At 71.7% G+C, this 17,949-nt stretch carries 13 protein-coding genes; 9 read left to right on the top strand and 4 right to left on the bottom strand.

From position 1 onward, the window contains the following. Positions 1-299: 299 nt before the first annotated feature. The gene (locus KGD83_RS23120) at positions 300-1,157 is read left to right on the top strand and encodes a SigB/SigF/SigG family RNA polymerase sigma factor (RefSeq protein ID WP_212641154.1); all 858 of its coding nucleotides are present in this window, start codon (positions 300-302) and stop codon (positions 1,155-1,157) included. Positions 1,158-1,357: 200 nt separating this feature from the next. Next, positions 1,358-1,528, top strand: coding sequence for a hypothetical protein (locus tag KGD83_RS23115; RefSeq protein WP_212641153.1), 171 nt, complete (start codon positions 1,358-1,360; stop codon positions 1,526-1,528). A 132-nt stretch (positions 1,529-1,660) separates the two neighbouring features. Here KGD83_RS23115 and KGD83_RS23110 read toward each other — a convergent pair whose 3' ends face one another. After that, positions 1,661-2,143 (bottom strand): ATP-binding protein, encoded by a 483-nt coding sequence (locus tag KGD83_RS23110; RefSeq protein WP_212641152.1) that lies wholly within the window; start codon positions 2,141-2,143, stop codon positions 1,661-1,663. A gap of 681 nt (positions 2,144-2,824) precedes the next feature. Between KGD83_RS23110 and KGD83_RS23105 the strand changes: the two genes are divergently transcribed. The 6 genes from KGD83_RS23105 (at position 2,825) to KGD83_RS23080 (ending at position 12,575) form a co-directional block, all read left to right on the top strand. Further along, on the top strand, positions 2,825-4,468 hold the full coding sequence (locus KGD83_RS23105; RefSeq protein WP_212641151.1) for a family 2 glycosyl transferase: 1,644 nt from the start codon (positions 2,825-2,827) through the stop codon (positions 4,466-4,468). Positions 4,469-5,063: 595 nt separating this feature from the next. Beyond that, positions 5,064-6,044, top strand: a complete 981-nt coding sequence (locus KGD83_RS23100) for an ABC transporter permease (protein ID WP_212641150.1) — start codon at positions 5,064-5,066, stop codon at positions 6,042-6,044. 70 nt (positions 6,045-6,114) lie between these two features. After that, positions 6,115-7,026 carry an ABC transporter permease gene (locus tag KGD83_RS23095; protein WP_212641149.1) on the top strand — a complete coding sequence of 304 codons (912 nt, stop codon included), beginning with the start codon at positions 6,115-6,117 and terminating at the stop codon, positions 7,024-7,026. 11 nt (positions 7,027-7,037) lie between these two features. Then, entirely contained in the window at positions 7,038-9,221 is a 2,184-nt protein-coding gene (locus KGD83_RS23090) for a dipeptide ABC transporter ATP-binding protein (RefSeq protein WP_212641148.1), read from the top strand. An 85-nt stretch (positions 9,222-9,306) separates the two neighbouring features. Then, positions 9,307-11,013, top strand: a complete 1,707-nt coding sequence (locus KGD83_RS23085; RefSeq protein WP_212641147.1) for an ABC transporter family substrate-binding protein — start codon at positions 9,307-9,309, stop codon at positions 11,011-11,013. Between the two features lie 506 nt (positions 11,014-11,519). After that, on the top strand, positions 11,520-12,575 hold the full coding sequence (locus tag KGD83_RS23080; protein ID WP_212641146.1) for a pectate lyase family protein: 1,056 nt from the start codon (positions 11,520-11,522) through the stop codon (positions 12,573-12,575). Here the strand turns inward: KGD83_RS23080 and KGD83_RS23075 are convergent. The 3 genes from KGD83_RS23075 to KGD83_RS23065 form a co-directional block, all read right to left on the bottom strand. Further along, entirely contained in the window at positions 12,568-13,482 is a 915-nt protein-coding gene (locus KGD83_RS23075; protein WP_249352005.1) for a hypothetical protein, read from the bottom strand. The genes KGD83_RS23080 and KGD83_RS23075 overlap by 8 nt on opposite strands. Positions 13,483-14,492: 1,010 nt before the next feature. Continuing rightward, a complete protein-coding gene (locus tag KGD83_RS23070; RefSeq protein ID WP_212641145.1) occupies positions 14,493-15,368 on the bottom strand; it encodes a hypothetical protein in 876 nt (291 codons plus the stop codon). 86 nt (positions 15,369-15,454) lie between these two features. After that, entirely contained in the window at positions 15,455-16,555 is a 1,101-nt protein-coding gene (locus tag KGD83_RS23065; protein ID WP_212641144.1) for a pilus assembly protein TadG-related protein, read from the bottom strand. A 421-nt stretch (positions 16,556-16,976) separates the two neighbouring features. Here KGD83_RS23065 and KGD83_RS23060 point away from each other — a divergent pair, with 421 nt between their 5' ends. Beyond that, positions 16,977-17,948 carry a hypothetical protein gene (locus KGD83_RS23060; protein WP_212641143.1) on the top strand — a complete coding sequence of 324 codons (972 nt, stop codon included), beginning with the start codon at positions 16,977-16,979 and terminating at the stop codon, positions 17,946-17,948. The last annotated feature ends 1 nt before the right edge of the window (position 17,949 follow it).

Below are 17,949 nucleotides of genomic sequence, written 5' to 3'. Positions count from 1 at the left end.
CGCCGGTCGGGAAGGGCGCGGTCGCCGTGCCCCGTGGGCCTGCGGGGGTGCAAGCGCGGAGTGCGGCGCCCGCCTTCGTGCGCGCAGAGTCACCGCATGGGGATCGAAGGATATTTGTCGCGCGACAACTTTTTTCGCCCCGTCGCTTTTGAAGGCGTTTCTGAGGGAACGTACTCCTCGCACGGCGACCGTCCCCCGCCCGATCCGAGCTCCCGACAGCGCGTCAGGAGCGAGGGCCGAGCCGCAGGTGCTGACAGGCGACACAAGCACAGAAGGACAGAGCACCGGGGGGTCCTCTCTTGTCCGAGAACAGCGCGCAAACGTCCCGAACCGCCGCAGACCACACGACCGTCATCCCCAGGCCCCGCAGGCCGATGCCCGCCGAGGACGCCACGGCGGAGGAGCTGCTGTCCGTACTCGGAGGGCTGGGGGAGGGCGACCCGCGGGCCAATGGACTGCGTGAGCGGGTCATGGTCCTCTACCAGCCCCTGATCAACAAGATCGCGCGCCGCTACGGGGGGCGCGGCGAGCCGCTGGATGACCTGAAGCAGACCGCGATGGTGGGTCTGGCCAAGGCCGTGCGCGGCTACGACCCGGACCGCGGCAAGCCCTTCGTCTCCTACCTGCTGCCCACGGTGACGGGGGAGATCAAGCGGCACTTCCGTGACCACACCTGGGCGGTGCGGGTGCCGCGCCGCCACCAGGAGAACCGGGTGAGGCTGCGCCGGGTGACGGGGGAGTTCCAGCAGGAGCACGCGCGCACGCCCACGATCGCGGAGCTGGCCCACGAGATGGGGCTGCCCGAGGCCGAGGTCAGCGAGCTGGCGCAGGTCTCGGAGTCCTACCGGTCGCTGTCGCTGGACGCGCCCGACTCCTCCGACGCCGAGGGCCAGGAGGGCACGCGCCTGGAGGACCACCTGGGCTGTGAGGACACGGCATTGGACCGGGTGGTGGAGCGCGAGTCGCTCAGGCCCGCGCTGGCGCGGCTGCCCGCGCGGGAGCGGGAGATCCTGCGGTTGCGGTTCTTCGGGGACCACACCCAGTCCGAGATCGCGGACCGGTTGGGCTACTCGCAGATGCACGTGTCGCGGCTGCTGTCGGGGGTGCTGGAACAGCTGCGAGAGGAGGTCGGCGGGCACGCGCCCGGCCGCTCCTGAGACCTTCCGGAGGGGGCCGCGGGGCCCTCCTCCGGGCAAGCGGGGAACGCCCCCGGGCCGCGGGTCCGGGGGCGGTGCCCGCCGCCCGGACGCGGGCGGACCACGGGCGCAACTTCGCGAGGAGTGTGTTATCGGGCCTGTCGCTGCGTCACCGGAGCGGCGATTTGTGCTATCCGCGCACTCCAGGCAGGCTGCGTCCCATGGACGAAACGAACAAGAGCCTCGACGACCTGGTCCGCGACGAGCTGGGCGAGGAACCGTCGCAGGAGGCCAAGGACTACGCGCGCGAACTCTACGAGCGCTACCGACTGCCCGCGCCCGGCCAGGACGGCGGTGCGGCGGCGCCCCCGAGGGCCGACGCCGGGGAGTAGGCGCGCTCTCCCGGACGCGGCGGCGTACCGGCGCGGCCCCGAGCGGTCCGTGCTCCGGGGCTCCGCTCCGCTTCGCTCCGTGTCCGGGGGAGTGGGCCCGCCCACGGGGCGGGCGGTGACCCGCGTACCGGGTCAGTCGGAGAGGACGGCCTCGTCGGCGTCCTCCGCCGAGGTTTCGCACCCGCGGTCCCACACGAGCTCGAACCAGACCTTGCGGCCCATCCCGTCACCGCGGGGCTCGGTGCCCCACTTGCTGGAGAGCGCCTCGACCAGATCCAGGCCCCGACCGTGCTCGGTGGTGTCGTAGGGGTCCCGGTGCTGGGGCTCGGGCTCCTCGGCCACGTTGCCCAGGTCCCGCACCTCCACCCGAGCCCACCCGGGCGCCAGGTGGACACAGACCTCGAACTTGCCGGTGGCCCGGCCCGAGGCGCTGTGCGTGATGGCGTTGGTGGCCAGCTCGCTGGTGAGCAGCGTCGCCGTGGTCAGCTCCGGCGAGGCGACCAGCTGCCGGGCGACGAACCTCCTCGCGTAGGCGATCTGGCTCGGCAGGCCGGGGAAGCGCCGCCGCGCCGGTCTGGAGGCGGTCTCTGTGCTGTACGGGGTGCGCTCTTCCATGGAACTCGCCGGACGTTGAAAGGGACGGGACGAAGACACCGGGACCTGGAGTGCGTCCGGCTGCGAGGAGGCGGCCCCGCAGGTGGGGTCGTGTGTGTGGAGCACGGCGGGGGGACAGTGGGGTGCTGCGGTGTCACACATTGGGTTCACTCCCCGAGGACGTGTGTTCGCGGCGGTCATGGCAACGGAAGTGCCGGGCCCTCGAAGGCGTCCGTGCCCGTGTAACGGGTCACGGCGCGGGGTGGCCGCACGGGCCCGGGCCCCCTGGGACAGGGAGGGGTGCGTCGGTGCGCCACGCGTCACGCGCAAGGGCGGCGACAGGAGGGAGGAGGGAAGCCGCGAGACTTCCTCCGAGGCGGTGGTGGGTCCTGGGAGCGGTCCGGAGTGGTGGGTCATGTCGGGTGGCGGATGTGCCCTACGACACTGAAGGGCGTATTCGCGCTTAGCATACGCTCCGTGCCTCCCCGGAAACCCAGCTGACCTGGCTTGGCCAGGATAACCCCGGCTGAGCTGGAAAAAGGGGCTGTTCGATCGGATCGCGGGGGTGGCCGGGCACGGATATGTGCCGTGTTTCGGAACTGGTGGGGCCTGTGAGCATCGATAACGATTAGGTCAAGCTCTGCGAAATTTTGTGCCTCCCATGGTCTTGCGCGCTTGTGCTCGACCGGTCAGGGTGTGGACATGCCCTCCCGCGCGCCCCTGCCCCCAGGTCTCGGCGTCGAGATCGACCGCGCGGCGCGCCTGGCCGACGAGGGGCGCGTCCTCGTCGGCGGCAGCCCGCCGCGGGCGGTGCGCCTCAGCCCGGAGCGGGTCAGCGCGCTGATCCGCTGGCTGAGCCGGGCGGTGCCGCGGGACGCGGAGGAGGGCTTGTTCGCCCGCGACCTCATCGGGGCGGGCCTCGCCCACCCCCGGCCCCTGCCCCTCGCCCCGGGGGGCACGGTCGAGGTGGCCGTCGTCGGACTGGACAGCTCCGCCGCGCTGCACGCCACCCTGGACCACCTCGACGAGCACCGCCACGGGACGCGGACCGTGGTCGTCGGGGCCACCGGACCCGAAGCCCGTGCGGCCCGCGGCCGGGGCGCCCGCGTCGTCCCCGGTCCGGCCGGGGGAGCCGGGGCCCGGGCGGCGGCGCTGCGCGCGTGCTCCGCCGAGTTCGTGGCCCTGGTCGAGGCGGGCACCCGTCCCGGCCCCGGGTGGCTGGAGACCGCGCTCGGCCACTTCGCCGACCCGGAGGTGGCGGCCGTGGTGCCCCGGGTCCTGACCGACCGCTCCGCCTGCCTGGGCCACACGCGGATGACCGTGGCCGCCGTCGCCCGCGGGACGGGCGCTGACCGGGGCGCCGACCCCGCCCCCGTCCTGCCCTGGGGGCACGCCCTGCCCTGGCAGGAGCGCCCGGGACCTGCCAACGGGCACACCGACCCGCTGCGGCCGGTCCCCGTCCTGGTGCTGCGCCGCCGCGCCGCCGACCTCGACCCCGGCCTCGGCTCCGCCGCCGGGCTCGACCTGCTGTGGCGGCTCGCCGAACAGGGCTGGTCGGTGCGGTACGAGCCCCGTTCCAGGGTGTGGGCGCCGCCGACCACCGACCTGGGCGCGTACCTTAGCGCCTGCTTCACCTCCGGGGCGGTCGCCGGCCCCCTGGCCCGCCGCCGCGGCGCACGCGCGGCCGGACCCGCGCTGTCCTGGACGGGCGCGGTCGGGCTCGCCCTGCTGTTCGCGGGACGCCCCGCCGCGGCCCTGGCCGCCGGTGCGCTGGGCGGCGCGGCGGTGACGGGCGCCCTCGTGGCCGGGGCGGGCACTCCGCTGCCCGAGGCGGTGCGGCTGGCCGGGCTGGACCTCGCGCACACCGTGCGCACGGGCACGCGCGCGGTCCGTACGGCCTGGTGGCCGCTGGCCGCGGCGGTGGCGGGCGCCGCGGTGCTCGGACGGCGCGGTCGCGGGGTCCCGGGCGTGCCCGGTCCGATCGCCCCGGACCCGCTCGCGGGTCTGGACCGGCCGCCGCGGCGAGGCGGCGCCGCAGGACGCGCCGGCCGCGCCGCCCTGGCCGCGGGAGCGGCCCTGGTCGTGCCGCACCTGGCGTCCTGGCACCGGGGAAGGGGCGCCGCCCTGGCCGGCCCGGTGACCTGGACGGTCCTGGGGATGGTCGGCGACGCGGCGCGTTCCCTGGGCACCTGGTGGGGGATCGCGCGGTCGGGTTCGCCCGCGCCCCTGGTGCCACGGCTCGTGCCCCTGGCCGCGTCCGGCACGGCCGTGCGGGAGCGCTCCGGCCGCACGCGCGGCGCGCGGGTGCCCAAGTGCGGCTCAACGGCGGCCGTGAGCCGGGCTTGACACCTCCGGGGCGGGCGGGGGAGACACTTCCGTGCGGACCACGGGTGTTCTCCGAGCACTTCCGCGCCTTTCGTGAAACCGTCCTGTGGTGGCCCCTGGCCCGCGGGAGGGTGGTTTCGACCATGCTGCGGCAGATTACCGTTTAGCGACATTTTTGTGGTCGTATGTCCGAATGTAAGGCCGCCGGAGGCGTGCCCGCAGGGGGCATGGAGTGTGTTTTCCCAGTTCACGCCAGTCGTCGGTTACCGTACAGAGTTATTTCATTGCAGAACGTGTGAAACTTGACAAATCGACTGCAATCGGGTGCTCAATTGGGCACTGTTGTCTTTTCTTGATGCAGTGTTTACCGTCGAGTGTCTAGCTCACCGCAGACTCTTGACATTCCGGTCACGGATCGTGAACCGGGCGCAAGCGTGTTTCGGCAGTCACCGGGAGCGACCCCCGCCGGTGGTCGCGGGATCGTGAAGGCTTAACGGTGCCATCCACCGATGGCACCGTTCTCCGGCCCTTCGGACCCCCGACCGCGGGCGCCCCCGGCGACGACCGCGCACAACAGGACGAGTGCCGGGCTCGGCCGTGAGGTTCGGAGATAGTTTTGGGCAAGTTCCTGGCCAGGCGGCTGCTGAACTACGTCGTGCTGATCTTTCTCGCGACGAGTTTCGCCTACCTGCTCGCCGCGACGAACCTCTATCCGCGCGGATACTTCGAGCAGATGCAGCCGCCGCCGACGCCGGAGGCGGTCAACGCCCAACTGGACGCGCTCAACCTCAACGACCAGGCGCCGCTCGCCGAGCGTTACGCCGTCTGGCTCGGCGGGGTGGTCCAGGGCGACTTCGGCAGGACCATCCAGGGCGTCGACGTCACTGAGCAGATGTGGATGAAGGCGGGCGTGACCCTGCGCCTGATCACGGTCGCCACCGTCCTCGGCAGCGCCATCGGCATCGCGGTCGGCGCCTACGCCGCCGTGCGCCAGTACCGCAGATTCGACAAGGCGGCCACGGCGGCCTCCTTCTTCGTGCTCTCGGTGCCCACCGTCGTCATCGCGATCGTCGTCCAGGTGCTCGCCGTCACGATCAACGACGGACTCGGCTTCCAACTGCTGCGCTACTCGGGAGAGTACTCGGCGGGCTTCGACGGACCGTGGTGGGAACTGCTGCTCAACCGGATCCACCATGCCGTCCTGCCCACGGTCGTGCTGGCGGTCGCCCTCTTCGCCTCCTTCGCGCGCTACCAGCGCAACATGATGCTGGACGTGCTCAACGCGGACTTCGTGCGCACCGCCATGGCCAAGGGCCTCACCCGCAGGAAGGCCCTGTTCAAGCACGCCCTGCGCACCGCTCTGATCCCCACCATCACCTACTTCACCTTCACCTTCGGTGCCCTGGTGTCGGGAGCCACCTTCACCGAGAAGATCTACGGCTGGCACGGCATGGGGGCCTGGCTGATCGACTCCATCTTCCGCCAGGACGTCCACGTGGTCGCTGCCGTCTCCTGGTTCATGGCGATCACGATCATGGCGGCGTCCTTCCTCTCGGACATCCTCTACGCCTGGCTCGACCCCCGGGTGCGGGTGTGAGCGCCTCCCCCGCCGCCGCCCGCAATGTTCCACCGCGCACGACCGCGCCAGTCCGCCTGGAGAGCACGCCATGAGCACGATCGAAAAGAGCAAGGAGCCCGTCGAGGCGCCGACGGTGCCGCCGGCCCCCAGCCGGTTCAAGGACGTCGTACGCCAACTCCTGGGCACCCGACGGGTCGTCGTCGGCATCGTCATGCTCTCCCTGCTGGCCCTCTTCGCCTTCGTCGGTCCGCTCGTCAGCGGTTGGGAAGTGGGTGAGCGCGACTACGCCGCTCTGCTCGAAGCCCCCTCGGGTGAACACTGGATGGGCACCAACCGCACCGGCCAGGACGTCTTCACCCAGGCCACCGCGGGTCTTCAGACCTCTGTGCTCATCGGCCTGCTGGTCGCCGTGATCTCCACAGCCGTGGCCGCCCTGGTCGGCGCCTTCGCCGGCTACTTCGGCAAGGTGCCGGACCGGGCCCTGATGTGGATCGCCGATCTGGCGCTGGTCCTGCCCAACTTCGTCATCCTGGCCATCCTCTCCAAGCACTTCGTCGGCCAAGGCGGCTGGCTCGTCCTCGTCGTCCTGCTCGCCGCGTTCAGCTGGATGGTCACCTCCAAGATGATCCGGGGCCTGACCATCTCCCTGCGCGAGCGCGAGTACATCCACGCCGCGCGCTTCATGGGCGTCCCTCCGCACAAGATCATCCTGCGCCACATCCTGCCCAACATGTCATCACTGCTCATCGCGGACGCCACTATCACGGTCAGCACGGCGATCATCGGCGAGACCGCGCTGAGCTACTTCGGGCTGGGCGTGCAGTCTCCCGACATCAGCCTCGGCATGGTCATCGCTTCCGGCTCCGCGTTCGCCACCACGGCCCCGTGGATGTTCGCGTTTCCCACAGTCCTGCTGGTGCTGATGGTGCTGGCGGTCAACATGATCGGGGACGGGCTGCGCGACGCCCTCGACCCGCAGTCCATGTCGCGCCGGTCCTGAGGGGGTACAGCATGACCACCGACACCATCGTGACCGCAGAGAGCGCCTCCGGCGGGTTCGCCAAGGACGTTCCGGTCCTGGAGGTCACCGACCTCACCGTCACCTTCCCCGGAATGAACGGCAACCCCGACGTGCGCGCCGTGCGCGGGGTGAGCTACTCCGTCCGCCGCGGCGAGGTGCTGGGCATCGTGGGCGAGTCCGGCTCCGGCAAGTCCGTCTCCTCGATGGCCGCCATGGGGCTGCTGCCCGACCACGCACGGATCACCGGCTCCGTGCGCCTGCACGGCGAGGAGATCCTGGGACTGGACGACCGCGTCATGGCCCGCAAACGCGGCAAGGTCATCTCCATGGTCTTCCAGGACCCGCTGTCCGGGCTCACCCCCGTGTACACGGTCGGCGACCAGCTCGCCGAGGCCGTCCTGATCCACGATCCCTCCGCCCCCGGGGCCAGGGCCCGCGCCCGCGCGGTGGAGCTGCTCGAACTGGTCGGCATCCCCAACGCCGAACAGCGCTACCGCTCCTTCCCGCACGAGTTCTCCGGCGGTATGCGCCAGCGCGTCATGATCGCCATGGCGATGGCCAACAACCCCGACGTCATCATCTGCGACGAGCCCACCACGGCCCTGGACGTCACCATCCAGGCGCAGATCCTCGACCTGCTGCGCACCGCCCGCAGGGAGACCGGCGCGGCCATCGTGATGATCACCCACGACCTCGGCGTCGTCGCCGGGTTCGTCGACCGGGTCCTGGTCATGTACGCGGGCCGCCCGGTGGAGACCGGCCGCGTCGACGACATCTACTACCGCAGCAGGATGCCCTACACCATGGGCCTGCTCGGCGCCGTCCCCCGCATGGACCTGGAGGACCAGGGCGCCCTCGTCCCCATCAAGGGCACCCCGCCGTCGCTGTCGGACCTGCCGCCCGGATGTCCCTTCGCTCCGCGCTGCCCCCTCGTCCGGCCCGAGTGCGAGCTGGCCGAGCCCGAGCTGCTGGCGGTGGGCTCGCAACCCCCCGAGGAGGAGATCCGAGCCCGAGGGGCCGAGGCGGCACCTGTAGCCGCGGAGGCCGACGCCGAAACCCAGAGGGTGGCGTGCATCCGCTCCGGCGAGATCACCGAACAGGAGTGGACCGCACAGGACATCTACCCGGTACCGGAGATCCCCGAGACCCCGTCCTCCGACGTGCCTCGGGAGGACCGACCGGAGGTTCTGCGGGTCACCGACCTCGTCAAGCACCACTCCCTGATGAAGGGCGCGGTGTTCAAGAGGCGTGTGGGCACCGTATTCGCGGTTGACGGCATCGACTTCGACATCCGTGAAGGCGAGACCCTCGCCCTGGTCGGCGAGTCCGGCTGCGGGAAGTCCTCCACGCTCATGGAGGTCATGGGCTTGGAGAAGCCGCAGCGCGGCGGTGTCTCCGTCATGGGCCGGGACGTCGCCGCCCTGGGGCGGGCCGACCGATTCGCACTGCGCCGGGACATGCAGATCGTCTTCCAGGACCCGATGAGCTCGCTCGACCCGCGCATGACGGTGTTCGACATCATCGCCGAGCCCCTGCGCACCCACGGCGGGGCTCCCGCCGACGTCACCCGCCGCGTGTACGAGCTGATCGACCTGGTGGGCCTCAACACCGAGCACGCCACACGCTTCCCCGCGCAGTTCTCGGGCGGCCAGCGCCAGCGCATCGGCATCGCCAGGGCCCTGGCGCTGGAGCCTAGGTTGTTGGTACTCGACGAACCGGTCTCGGCCCTGGACGTGTCCATCCAGGCGGGCGTGGTGAACCTGTTGCAGGAGCTCCAGGCGCGACTCGGCCTGGCCTACCTCTTCGTGGCACACGACCTCTCGGTGGTCCGCCACATCGCCGACCGGGTGGCGGTCATGTACCTCGGCCGGATCGTGGAAATCGGCGACACCCGTTCGGTCTACTCCCGTCCGGCCCATCCCTACACCCAGGCTCTGCTGTCAGCGATCCCGGTCCCCGACCCGGAGAGGGAGCGCACACGCAGGCACATCGTTCTGGACGGCGATCTGCCCAGCCCCGCCGACCCGCCCTCGGGTTGCCGCTTCCGGACCAGATGCCAGAAGTTCGCCACGCTCTCCGAACCCGACCGGGAGCAGTGCAGGAGCGTCGAGCCCCAGATCCTCGCCGTGAACGACGGTGACCAGGCGGCAGCCTGCCACTTCGCGGAGCGCTAGGAGGTCGTCCGACCCCCGACGACCGGCTCGTCACGGCCAGCGCCACCCCGCGCGCTGGCTGCATCACCCCAGAGAGGAAATCCCCATGCGAATCGGGAAGGCGCGCTACCTCGCCCCGGTCGCGGCACTGGTGATGGTCGCCAGCGCCTGCGGCGGCGGTGACGAGGGCAACGACCGAGAGGCGGCGCAGGAGGAGGTCGCCTCCCTCCCCGCCGAGGACCTGAACCCCGCCCCCCGCGAGGACCTGAAGGAGGGCGGCACCTTCGTGTGGGCCATCAGCGCCTACGACCAGCAGCACAACATGTGGCACACCCAGGGCAACCTGGCCAACGTGCGCCGCGTGTCCGCCGCCGTACTGCCCAACCCGACCCGCTACGACGCCGAGGGGCTGCCCTCGCCCAACGAGGACTTCGTCCTCGACTTCGGGGTCAGTGATGACGGCCTCGAGGTCTTCTACGAGCTCAACCCCGACGCCGTGTGGTCCGACGGGGAGCCCGTCACCTCCGAGGACTACGAGGCCCAGGTCGAGACCGTCAGCGGTTCGCGCGAGGGCGACTGGGAGCTCGGCGGTACCGCCGGATACGACCAGATCACCGAGTTCGTCCCCGGTGACGACGAGTACTCCTTCACCCTCAGGTTCGACGAGCCCTTCGCTGAGTGGCCGTCCCTGTTCTCCCCCCTGTACCCCAAGGAGTACATGGAGGACGAGGAGCTCTTCAAGGAGGGCTACGTCAAGGACTACCCCGTCACCGCCGGGCCCTTCGGCAACGTGGAGTTCGACGACGTCGCCGAGCGCATCACGATCACGAGGAACGAGGACTGGTGGGGGACCGAGCCCCTGCTGGACGAGATCGTCTTCGACGCGATGGGGACCGACGCCATGGCCGGTGCCTTCAACAACGGTGAGATCGACGGCTTCTATCTCGGCTACGACGCCGCGGGCTACGAGCTGCTCAAGGACCGTGAGGGCACGTACTTCACCGAGGCGGTCAACCACGGCCACCGGTTCGCCTCGCTCAACGGCGCCAGCCCGGACCTGGAGGACGTCCGCGTCCGCCACGCGGTCTCCCTGGGTCTGGACACCGACGCCCTCGCTGAGGTCGCCCTCGGCGCGGTCGACTGGCCGATCACCGGTGAGTCCAATCGCATGCTGAGGTCCAGCCAGTACGGCTATCAGGACAACAGCGAGGGGTACGGGGAGTACGACCCCGAACGTGCCGGGGAACTGCTCGACGAGGCGGGCTGGACCCTGGAGGAGGGAGCCGAGTTCCGTACCAACGAGGACGGCGAGACGCTGACCCTGGACTGGGTGGCCTCCGACGACATGGCCATCGCCCAGGACGAGGCCGAGATCGGTCGCGACATGCTCGCCGATATCGGCATCGAGGTCGACGTCCAGCAGGTGCCGAGCAACGCCCTGTTCTCCGAGTACGTCATTCCGGGCAACTATGAGGTGGCCACGTACGTCCTCGTCGGCTCCAACCCCTACGCGGGTGACGCCAAGGAGAACTACGCGATGCCGGACGAGAACGGTGAGTGGGGCAACAACCTCGCCCGTACCTCGACCGAGGAGATCGACCAGAAGTTCGACGAGATGCGTGCCGAGACCGACCCGGACCGCTACGCCGAACTCGCCAACGAGATCGACCGCCTCCTGTGGGAGGAGGTCGCGACCATCCCCTTCTTCGAGCGTCCTGGTCTCTACGTCATGAACGAGGACCTGCACAACTGGGGAGAGTTCGGTCTGGCCTCCGACTACGTCTACGAGGACATCGGCTGGACCGCCGAGTAGTCCCGTGACGTCACCGCGCGCCGCCTGAGCGGACGCGCCGGGGCGCCGGTCCCCGCACGGGGACCGGCGCCCTTCGCCGTGCACCGCCCGGTGCCGACGCGCCTCCCGCGCGGCCCGGCGCCGCGTGTGCGCCGTTCGCCGTTCCCCGTGCCGTGCGGTCCGGGGCCGTCCGCGCCGTTAGCCCTTCCCCCGCGTCCCGTCCGGCCCGGTGCCGACACGGCCGCGCGGCCCCCGTGCGGTGTGTCATCCCCCACACACGGCGCGTGCGCTGCTTTGGGGCGGGGGCTGGGGTTGGGGCCGCGGACCCGGCTGTGGCAAGGTCTAGGCATCGTTTCCGGCTCGCCGCGCCCGTCTGCCCGGGCAGGCGGACGACCGGGAACACCGGGGCCGTCCGCCGGGAGGCCCGCGCTCCCCCGTGGCCGTGCTGTACCGCCGCGGGTCCACGTCTCCTCCTGGCAGCGCCCCAGCCCCCACACCCCCTGTCCCGCTGCGTTGGAAAGCCCTTGATGAGACCTCACCCGATCGCCGCCGCGGCCGCGGCGGCGCTGCTGTGCTCTGCCCTCACGTCGTGTTCCCCGGAAGCGGAGGAGACCTCGGCGCAGCAGCAGACCGGTGCCGCCGCCGAACCGGACGCGGAGGCCGACGAGTCCGGTTCCCCGGCGGAACAGACCCCGGACGAGACTCCGTTGCGGACGCCGGAGGGGGATCGGGGCGGGCCGGTCGGCTGGGCGGGCGAGCCGCTGGAGCGCGACGGCGAGGAGTACCCGGGCGCGGTCGGCGGGGCCGAGGGGGAGACCGTCACGGCCTCCGACGCCGGGGAGCTGGCCGACCACCTGTCGGCCGAGGAGCCGCTCACCGTCGAGGTCACCGGATCGATCGACCTGGACGGGACGGTGGAGGTCGGTTCGGACAAGACCCTCGTGGGCGTCGAGGGCGGAGCCGAGCTCACCGGCGGGCGCTTGGTGGTCGACGGGGCCAGCAACGTCATCCTGTCCAACCTGCGGGTGGAAGCCGACGGGACCGCGGTGTCCGTGCGCGGCGGAGCCCACCACGTGTGGGTGGACGGCTCCACCTTCTCCAGCAGCGGGGACGACCCCCTCGTCTCGGTGACCGGCGGCGCCGACCACGTCACCCTGTCCTGGAACCACTTCGCCGACGCCGAGTCGGCGCTCGCCGTCGGGGGCGGGGAGGAGGAACCGGGAGCGCTGCGGGTCACCGTGCACCACAACTACTTCGACGGGACGGTGGGACGCCACCCCAGGGCGCGGTTCGCCGAGCACGTCCACGTGTTCAACAACTACTTCCGGGCCAACGAGGGGTACGGGGTGGAGTCGGCAGACGACTCCAACGTCCTGGTGGAGGGCAACTACTTCGAGGGCACCCGGCTCTCGGTGGCCACTCCGGAGGAGGAACCCGGCAACGTGGTCACCCGCGACAACCTGCTCGTGGACTCCGCGCAGCCCGACCTGCTCGGCGAGGTCGCCGATCCGCCCTACGCCTACGAGATGGACGACACCGCCCGCGTCCCCGACGTGGTCTCGGCGGAGGCCGGCATCAGCTGAACGAGTGGTACTCGTAGCTCTCCCCGACACCGCTCTCGGCGCGGTAGTCCAGCCTGCGGGGGTACCCCTGTTCGTCGATCCACAGCTCGAACTCGGCGTCCCTGACGGCGGTGAGTGTGTTGCGCCCGCTCTCGGGGTCGTAGCCGCCCAGCATCGCCGTGAACGTGCCCGTGTAGTGGTAGGCGCTGTGCGTGCTGTGCAGCTCCGGCCACTCCAGGCTCACCTCCTCCCGTCCCTCCAGCGCGAGGTCGGTGGAGGTGGCGAGCACCTCGCGGAGCTTGGCCGCCCCGTACGAGCGTGAGCACAGGTACCGGTCGGCGGAGCTGGGCGGGTCCAGCAGTTCCAGGCCCCGGTCGGCGGTCATCATGAGCTGGCCGCCGCCCACGTCGTAGCGGTACACGCTCAACCCGTCCGTGCTGGAGAAGTAGTGGTCGAACTCCGGTTCCGCCCCGGCGTCGTACATGGCCTGCCCGCGGCCCGAGGTGATCGGGTCGGCGGCGGCCGTGGGGCGGGGAGCGGGCGGCTCGGGGAGGGCGTCGGCCGATCCGGCGCCGGGGTCCGGCGCGTCCCGCGGGTCGGTCTCCCCGTCGTGCACGGTGAAGGTGAGGTGGAAGGCCGAGGAGTCCTCCACGAGTTCGACGGCGGCCTCCAGGTAGGCCTCGGCGTCCTCGGGGGCGGCCGAGGTACGGGCGGAACCGCTCCGCGGCGGACGGGACTCCGGGCCCTCCGCCACGTCCAGCGGCGGCAGCGGGTCGCCCACGACGAGCCGGGCCACCGCCCACCCGCTGGCGACCACGGCCAGGCAGACCAGCACCATGAGGAGGGAGACGAACCAGTTGGGCCGCCCTCCCGTTGAGGAGGGCTGCTCGTCGGGGTCGGAGGGGTGCGGCATCGACGGAATCGACACGGCCTGGGCCTCGTTTCTGCGGATCTTCGCGCGACCGCCGGGGGACACGGGACGCGGGGGGTTTGCTGATCGTTCTCGTCCGGCACCGGAGTGTGACGGGTGCTACGACGCGGTGACGCAGTGTTCCGTTCGATGGTCCCACGCATGTGATCGCTTCCGACATCCACGAAAGCGAGCACCCAGTCGCGGTGCGGTGACTCCACGAACGGTGCGAGGAAGCCGAAGGTGCGGGTCCGCGAGAGCCGTCGCAGGGTCTCCTGGGCGGCGTGCTCCCACAGCAGCCGGACCGCGGTCCGGGCTGCGGCGGAGGCGGCGAAGGTCGGACTGCGGAAGAGTTCGTGCAGATCCCGGCCCTCCAACCGCAGGACGGTGGCCTCCAGCACCCGCGCGTCCAGAAGACCCAGGAGGGACAGCGCGCAGTCCGTCCGGGCCACCGGGTCGGGTAGGGCTCCGGCCCGCGCGCAGCGCAGGACCGCCTCCGCGGCGTCGGCGGGATCGAGCCTCCAGTCCCCGTCCGGCGCGGGTTCGTGGCCGGTTGTGGCCGTGCCGTCACCGGTCTCGTCCGGGGGGCGGGAACCGGGCGTGTCACCCAGCGCACGGTGCACGGCTCCCCGCAGCTCCGCGGGGAGCCGTTCCAGTGCCCCGTGCGCGGCGGCCGCGACGGCCAGGGACAGTACGACCAGCAGCAGTGCGGCGTACTCCAGCAGGGTTCCGCCCCGGTCCACGTGTCCACCTCCTGTCGTTGCCCTGTCGCGTCGTGCCCGCCTCCGGCCCGGACCCGTTCCGGGGCGGCTCCGGGCTCGTGCCCTACCCGTGCCGTGCCCGGTTCGGGCCGTGCGTGCCCTGTGTCGTGTCCGCTCCGGGCCGTATCCGCTCCGAGCCGTGTCCGTTCCGGGTCGTACGTGTTCTGGGTCGTGCGCCCCGCTCCGGGAACCGGTGAGGGTGGGCCCCGCGCGGCGGCCCCCGGAGCTCGGCCGCCCTACGGACGGGTGCGCGGGTCCCCGGGGCCTCTAGGACCGCCGGGGGGCGAAGAGCTGTGGCGGCTCCCTCTCGTAGGCGCGCACGCGGCCGCGGACGAGCTCCAGGTGCTCGGGAGGGCACGACCAGCCCTGGCGGGTGAGCGAGCGCAGGATGCGGCGCAGCAGCCGTCCCGGCCGCAGTTGGAGGTCGTACACGCTCGCCGACACCACCTCCCAGCCCTGCGTCCGCATCGCCGCGTACCGGACCCGGTCGCTCGCCCCGGCCACCGTCGAGGAGTGGAACTCCGGGCCGTCGTACTCCAGCGCCACCCGTTGGTCGGGCCAGCCGAGGTCGGCGTGGAACACGCCCTCGTCGGTGTGGACCGGGCACCGCGGGACGGGGGGAGGCAGGAGCGCCTCCAGGACCAGCACACGCGTCCACGACTCGGCGGGCGACCGGCTCAGCGCGCAGGAGTAGCGCAGGGCGGTGCGCAGCTGCCCCAGCTGCCGCTGGGAGCGGGCCCGCCGGGCGGCGCGGAGCAGGTCCCCCCTGGTGGCCAGCCCCCGGGAGAGGAAGGCGTCGAGGCGGGCCGTGGCCGCGAAGACCGAGGGCGCGCGGGCGGCGACGTCGACGGCCGCGCGCACCGCCGTGGTGACGCGCACGCCCTCCACCACGTCGCGGTCCGCGGCGGGCACGTGCTCCCGGTGGGCGACCACCGGCATGCCGCTGGTGCGTACGCCCCGGGGGACCGCCACGTGCGGGCGGGTGAGTGTGGCGCGGGTGCCCGCCGGGTGCAGGTCCACGCCCCACACGTAGGAGGCGGTCACGTCGCAGACCACCGCGTCGGGGGAGATCGGGCCGACGATCGGCGCGAGCGTGCGCAGGAGGAGGGAACGGTCGGGAAGGGTGTGCTCACGGACTGTCATACCGTCCAGGTTCGGGGGCCCACGCAGCCCCGGCAAGGCCCTTCCGCGGTCTGTGGACAACCCCCGCACCCCCGCGCGGGGCTCGGTCACCGCATGGGACCGACGCCCGCCGCCAGGTGGATGTGGTCGATGTGGTTCTGGGTGTTGCTGCCCCGGTCGCCCATGGAGCGGCTCACGCTCGACCAGGGACCCACCGGGTCCGGGTTCGCACCGGTCGCGTTCCAGATGCGCTGCTCGTAGATGATGCCCTTGACCCCGAGCTGGTGGGAGTTCTGGATCACCCAGTCGATCACCGTGATGGCGGTGGCGTGCATCTGCGGGGTGGGCACCCCGCCCAGCTCCGCCATCATGTAGTCCACCGCCTCGCCGCTGTGGTGGTCGCTGCCCGGCTCGGTGCGCCGACCGCCCGCGGACAGGTAGAAGCCCGGGAACTGCTGCTGGAGGCGCTCGTGCGCCGAGCACATGATGGGGTGCAGAGACCCCAGCGAGGCGCAGTCCACGCTGGGTCCGCCGCCTCCGACGAAGTCGGGGTTGAAGCCGTAGCGGCCCTCCTGGTCGACCAGGTGCACGTCGATCAGCCGTTTGGCGGACGCGAGGTCGTCGACGGTGCCGCCGTCGCAGACCAGCTCGCCCCCGTCGCGCCCGCACTGGTGGGGGATGCGGACGATGGCGATGGCCGAGGCGTTGCCGACGACGGTGTTGGTCTCCTCCTCGCCGCCGTCGCAGACCACGTCGTTCCAGTGCCGGGACCCGTCCTCCTCCAGTTCGCGCTGGCACACGGCGCCGCGCACCTCCACCCGCACGATGTTCCCGCTGCGCCCCATGACGTTGTCGCTGGCGCGGATGTCGGTGAGGACCGCCCCGTTGCTCCGCGCGTACTCCTCGGCGCGCGCCTCGGCGGCCTCCTCGTCGAACCAGGGCATGGGGTAGGCGCCGTCCACGATGTCCTGCGCGGCCCGCTCCTGGAGGGCGCCCACCGCCGCCAGCGCGGCGGCGTCGGCGGCGGTCTGGGTCTGGGAGCGCTGGTCGTTGGCGGCGCCCACCCGTACGAACAGCAGGGTCAGCGAGAGCAGGGCCAGGGTGAGCCCGAACAGGAGCAGGACGTTGGCCTGTCCGTCGTCGCCTCCGCCCGGCGCGCGCCGCCGGGACGGAGGGGCGGTGTGGGGGAGGATCCGTCGCAGTCCCATGCCTTTTCCATCAGGGGAGGGGGTGCTCCCGGGAGGAGGGGAGCGCTGGAGGGGAAGGACCGGAGCGCGTCGCGCGTGGTGAGCACGCGAACACGCCCGGACAACGTCCCGACCAGCGCAGCTTATCCGGGCATGTCGGGAAGCGGTAGGGGCCTGTGGACGACCGCGTCCGCTCGTGGGGCCGGTGTGAAAGGTGTTCGCCCTGTTGGGACGCGACGTGGCGACGCGGCGGACGCGGGCCCGCGTCCGCCGGGCCGCGGGGCCGTACGACTTCGTAGGAATTGTCCGGCGGATTTCTGGCGAGTGTGGGGCCCATGACGGGTTCCGCACAGGGAGGATGGACCCTGTCCGACGCGTGCAGAGTCGTGGTGCGTGGTCGGATTCGCACCCATTCCACCGCAGAAGAAGCGAAGGCGAGGACATGAGCGCCCGTAAAGCGATGACCCCCGTCGAACAGGACGAGCTCCTCCGCAGGATCGGGACGGACCTGCTCCGGGCGGCCCCCGACGACTGGGTCAAGCTCCGGCTCGTGTACTCCGGACTGGGCGCATGCGAGACGGCCCTCTTCGAGGTGATGTTCGAGGAAGGCCGCAGCAGCGGCTGGGTCCCGCCGCTGTCCGCCCTGGAACGGCTGCGGGAGATCCGCGCGGGGATGTACGCCGAGAGGACGGGCACCTGGTACACGGCCTACTACGAGATCGACCGGCCCGCGAGCTACCGCGTCCGCTACGACTACGAGAACGAGCCGCACTTCGACGAACCGCGGGACGACGCCAGCTACCTGCTCGACCTGGAGCACTTCCCCCGCGACGACGAGCACGTCCCCGCCTGGCTGCGGGACCGGCTGGAGGGCGACCGCGTGCCCGAGACCCAGGACGGCGGATCCCCCTGGAGCCTGCTCATCGCCTCGCGTCCCGAGCCGCGGACGCGGATGTCCCCGGGGGACATGACCCCCGAGGAGATGATGGACACCGTCCAGGAGATCGTGGACCGCACCCTGGACGCGGTCCAAGGCCCCTGGACGGAGGTAGTCGTGGACTACCGGGGCCTGTTCGGGGTCTCCTCGTCACGGGTGAGTGTGCGCAGACCCGACGGCGGCACGGAGTGGGACCTGCTCCTCCCCGAGGTCGGACGGCTGCTGGACCGGTTGCGCACCGGCATGTACCAGCCGGGCAAGGGCACGTGGTTCACCGCCCGGTTCACGGTGCAGGAGTCGCGGGAGATCGGGGCGCACTTCGACCACGACGCCCCGCCCGAGTTCGACGTCGAACCCGACCCCCGAAACTTCCACCAGGACATCCAGCACTTCCCCCGCGGCGCCGACCACCTGCCCGACTGGCTGCTGGACCGGCTCAGCCTGGCCCAGCGCATGATCCGCACCGGGCAGCCCTGAG

Origin of the sequence: Nocardiopsis akebiae (genome assembly GCF_018316795.1) — a bacterium.
Taxonomy (GTDB): Bacteria; Actinomycetota; Actinomycetes; order Streptosporangiales; family Streptosporangiaceae; genus Nocardiopsis; species Nocardiopsis dassonvillei.
This window is presented reverse-complemented; position numbering and strand designations above follow the sequence as displayed.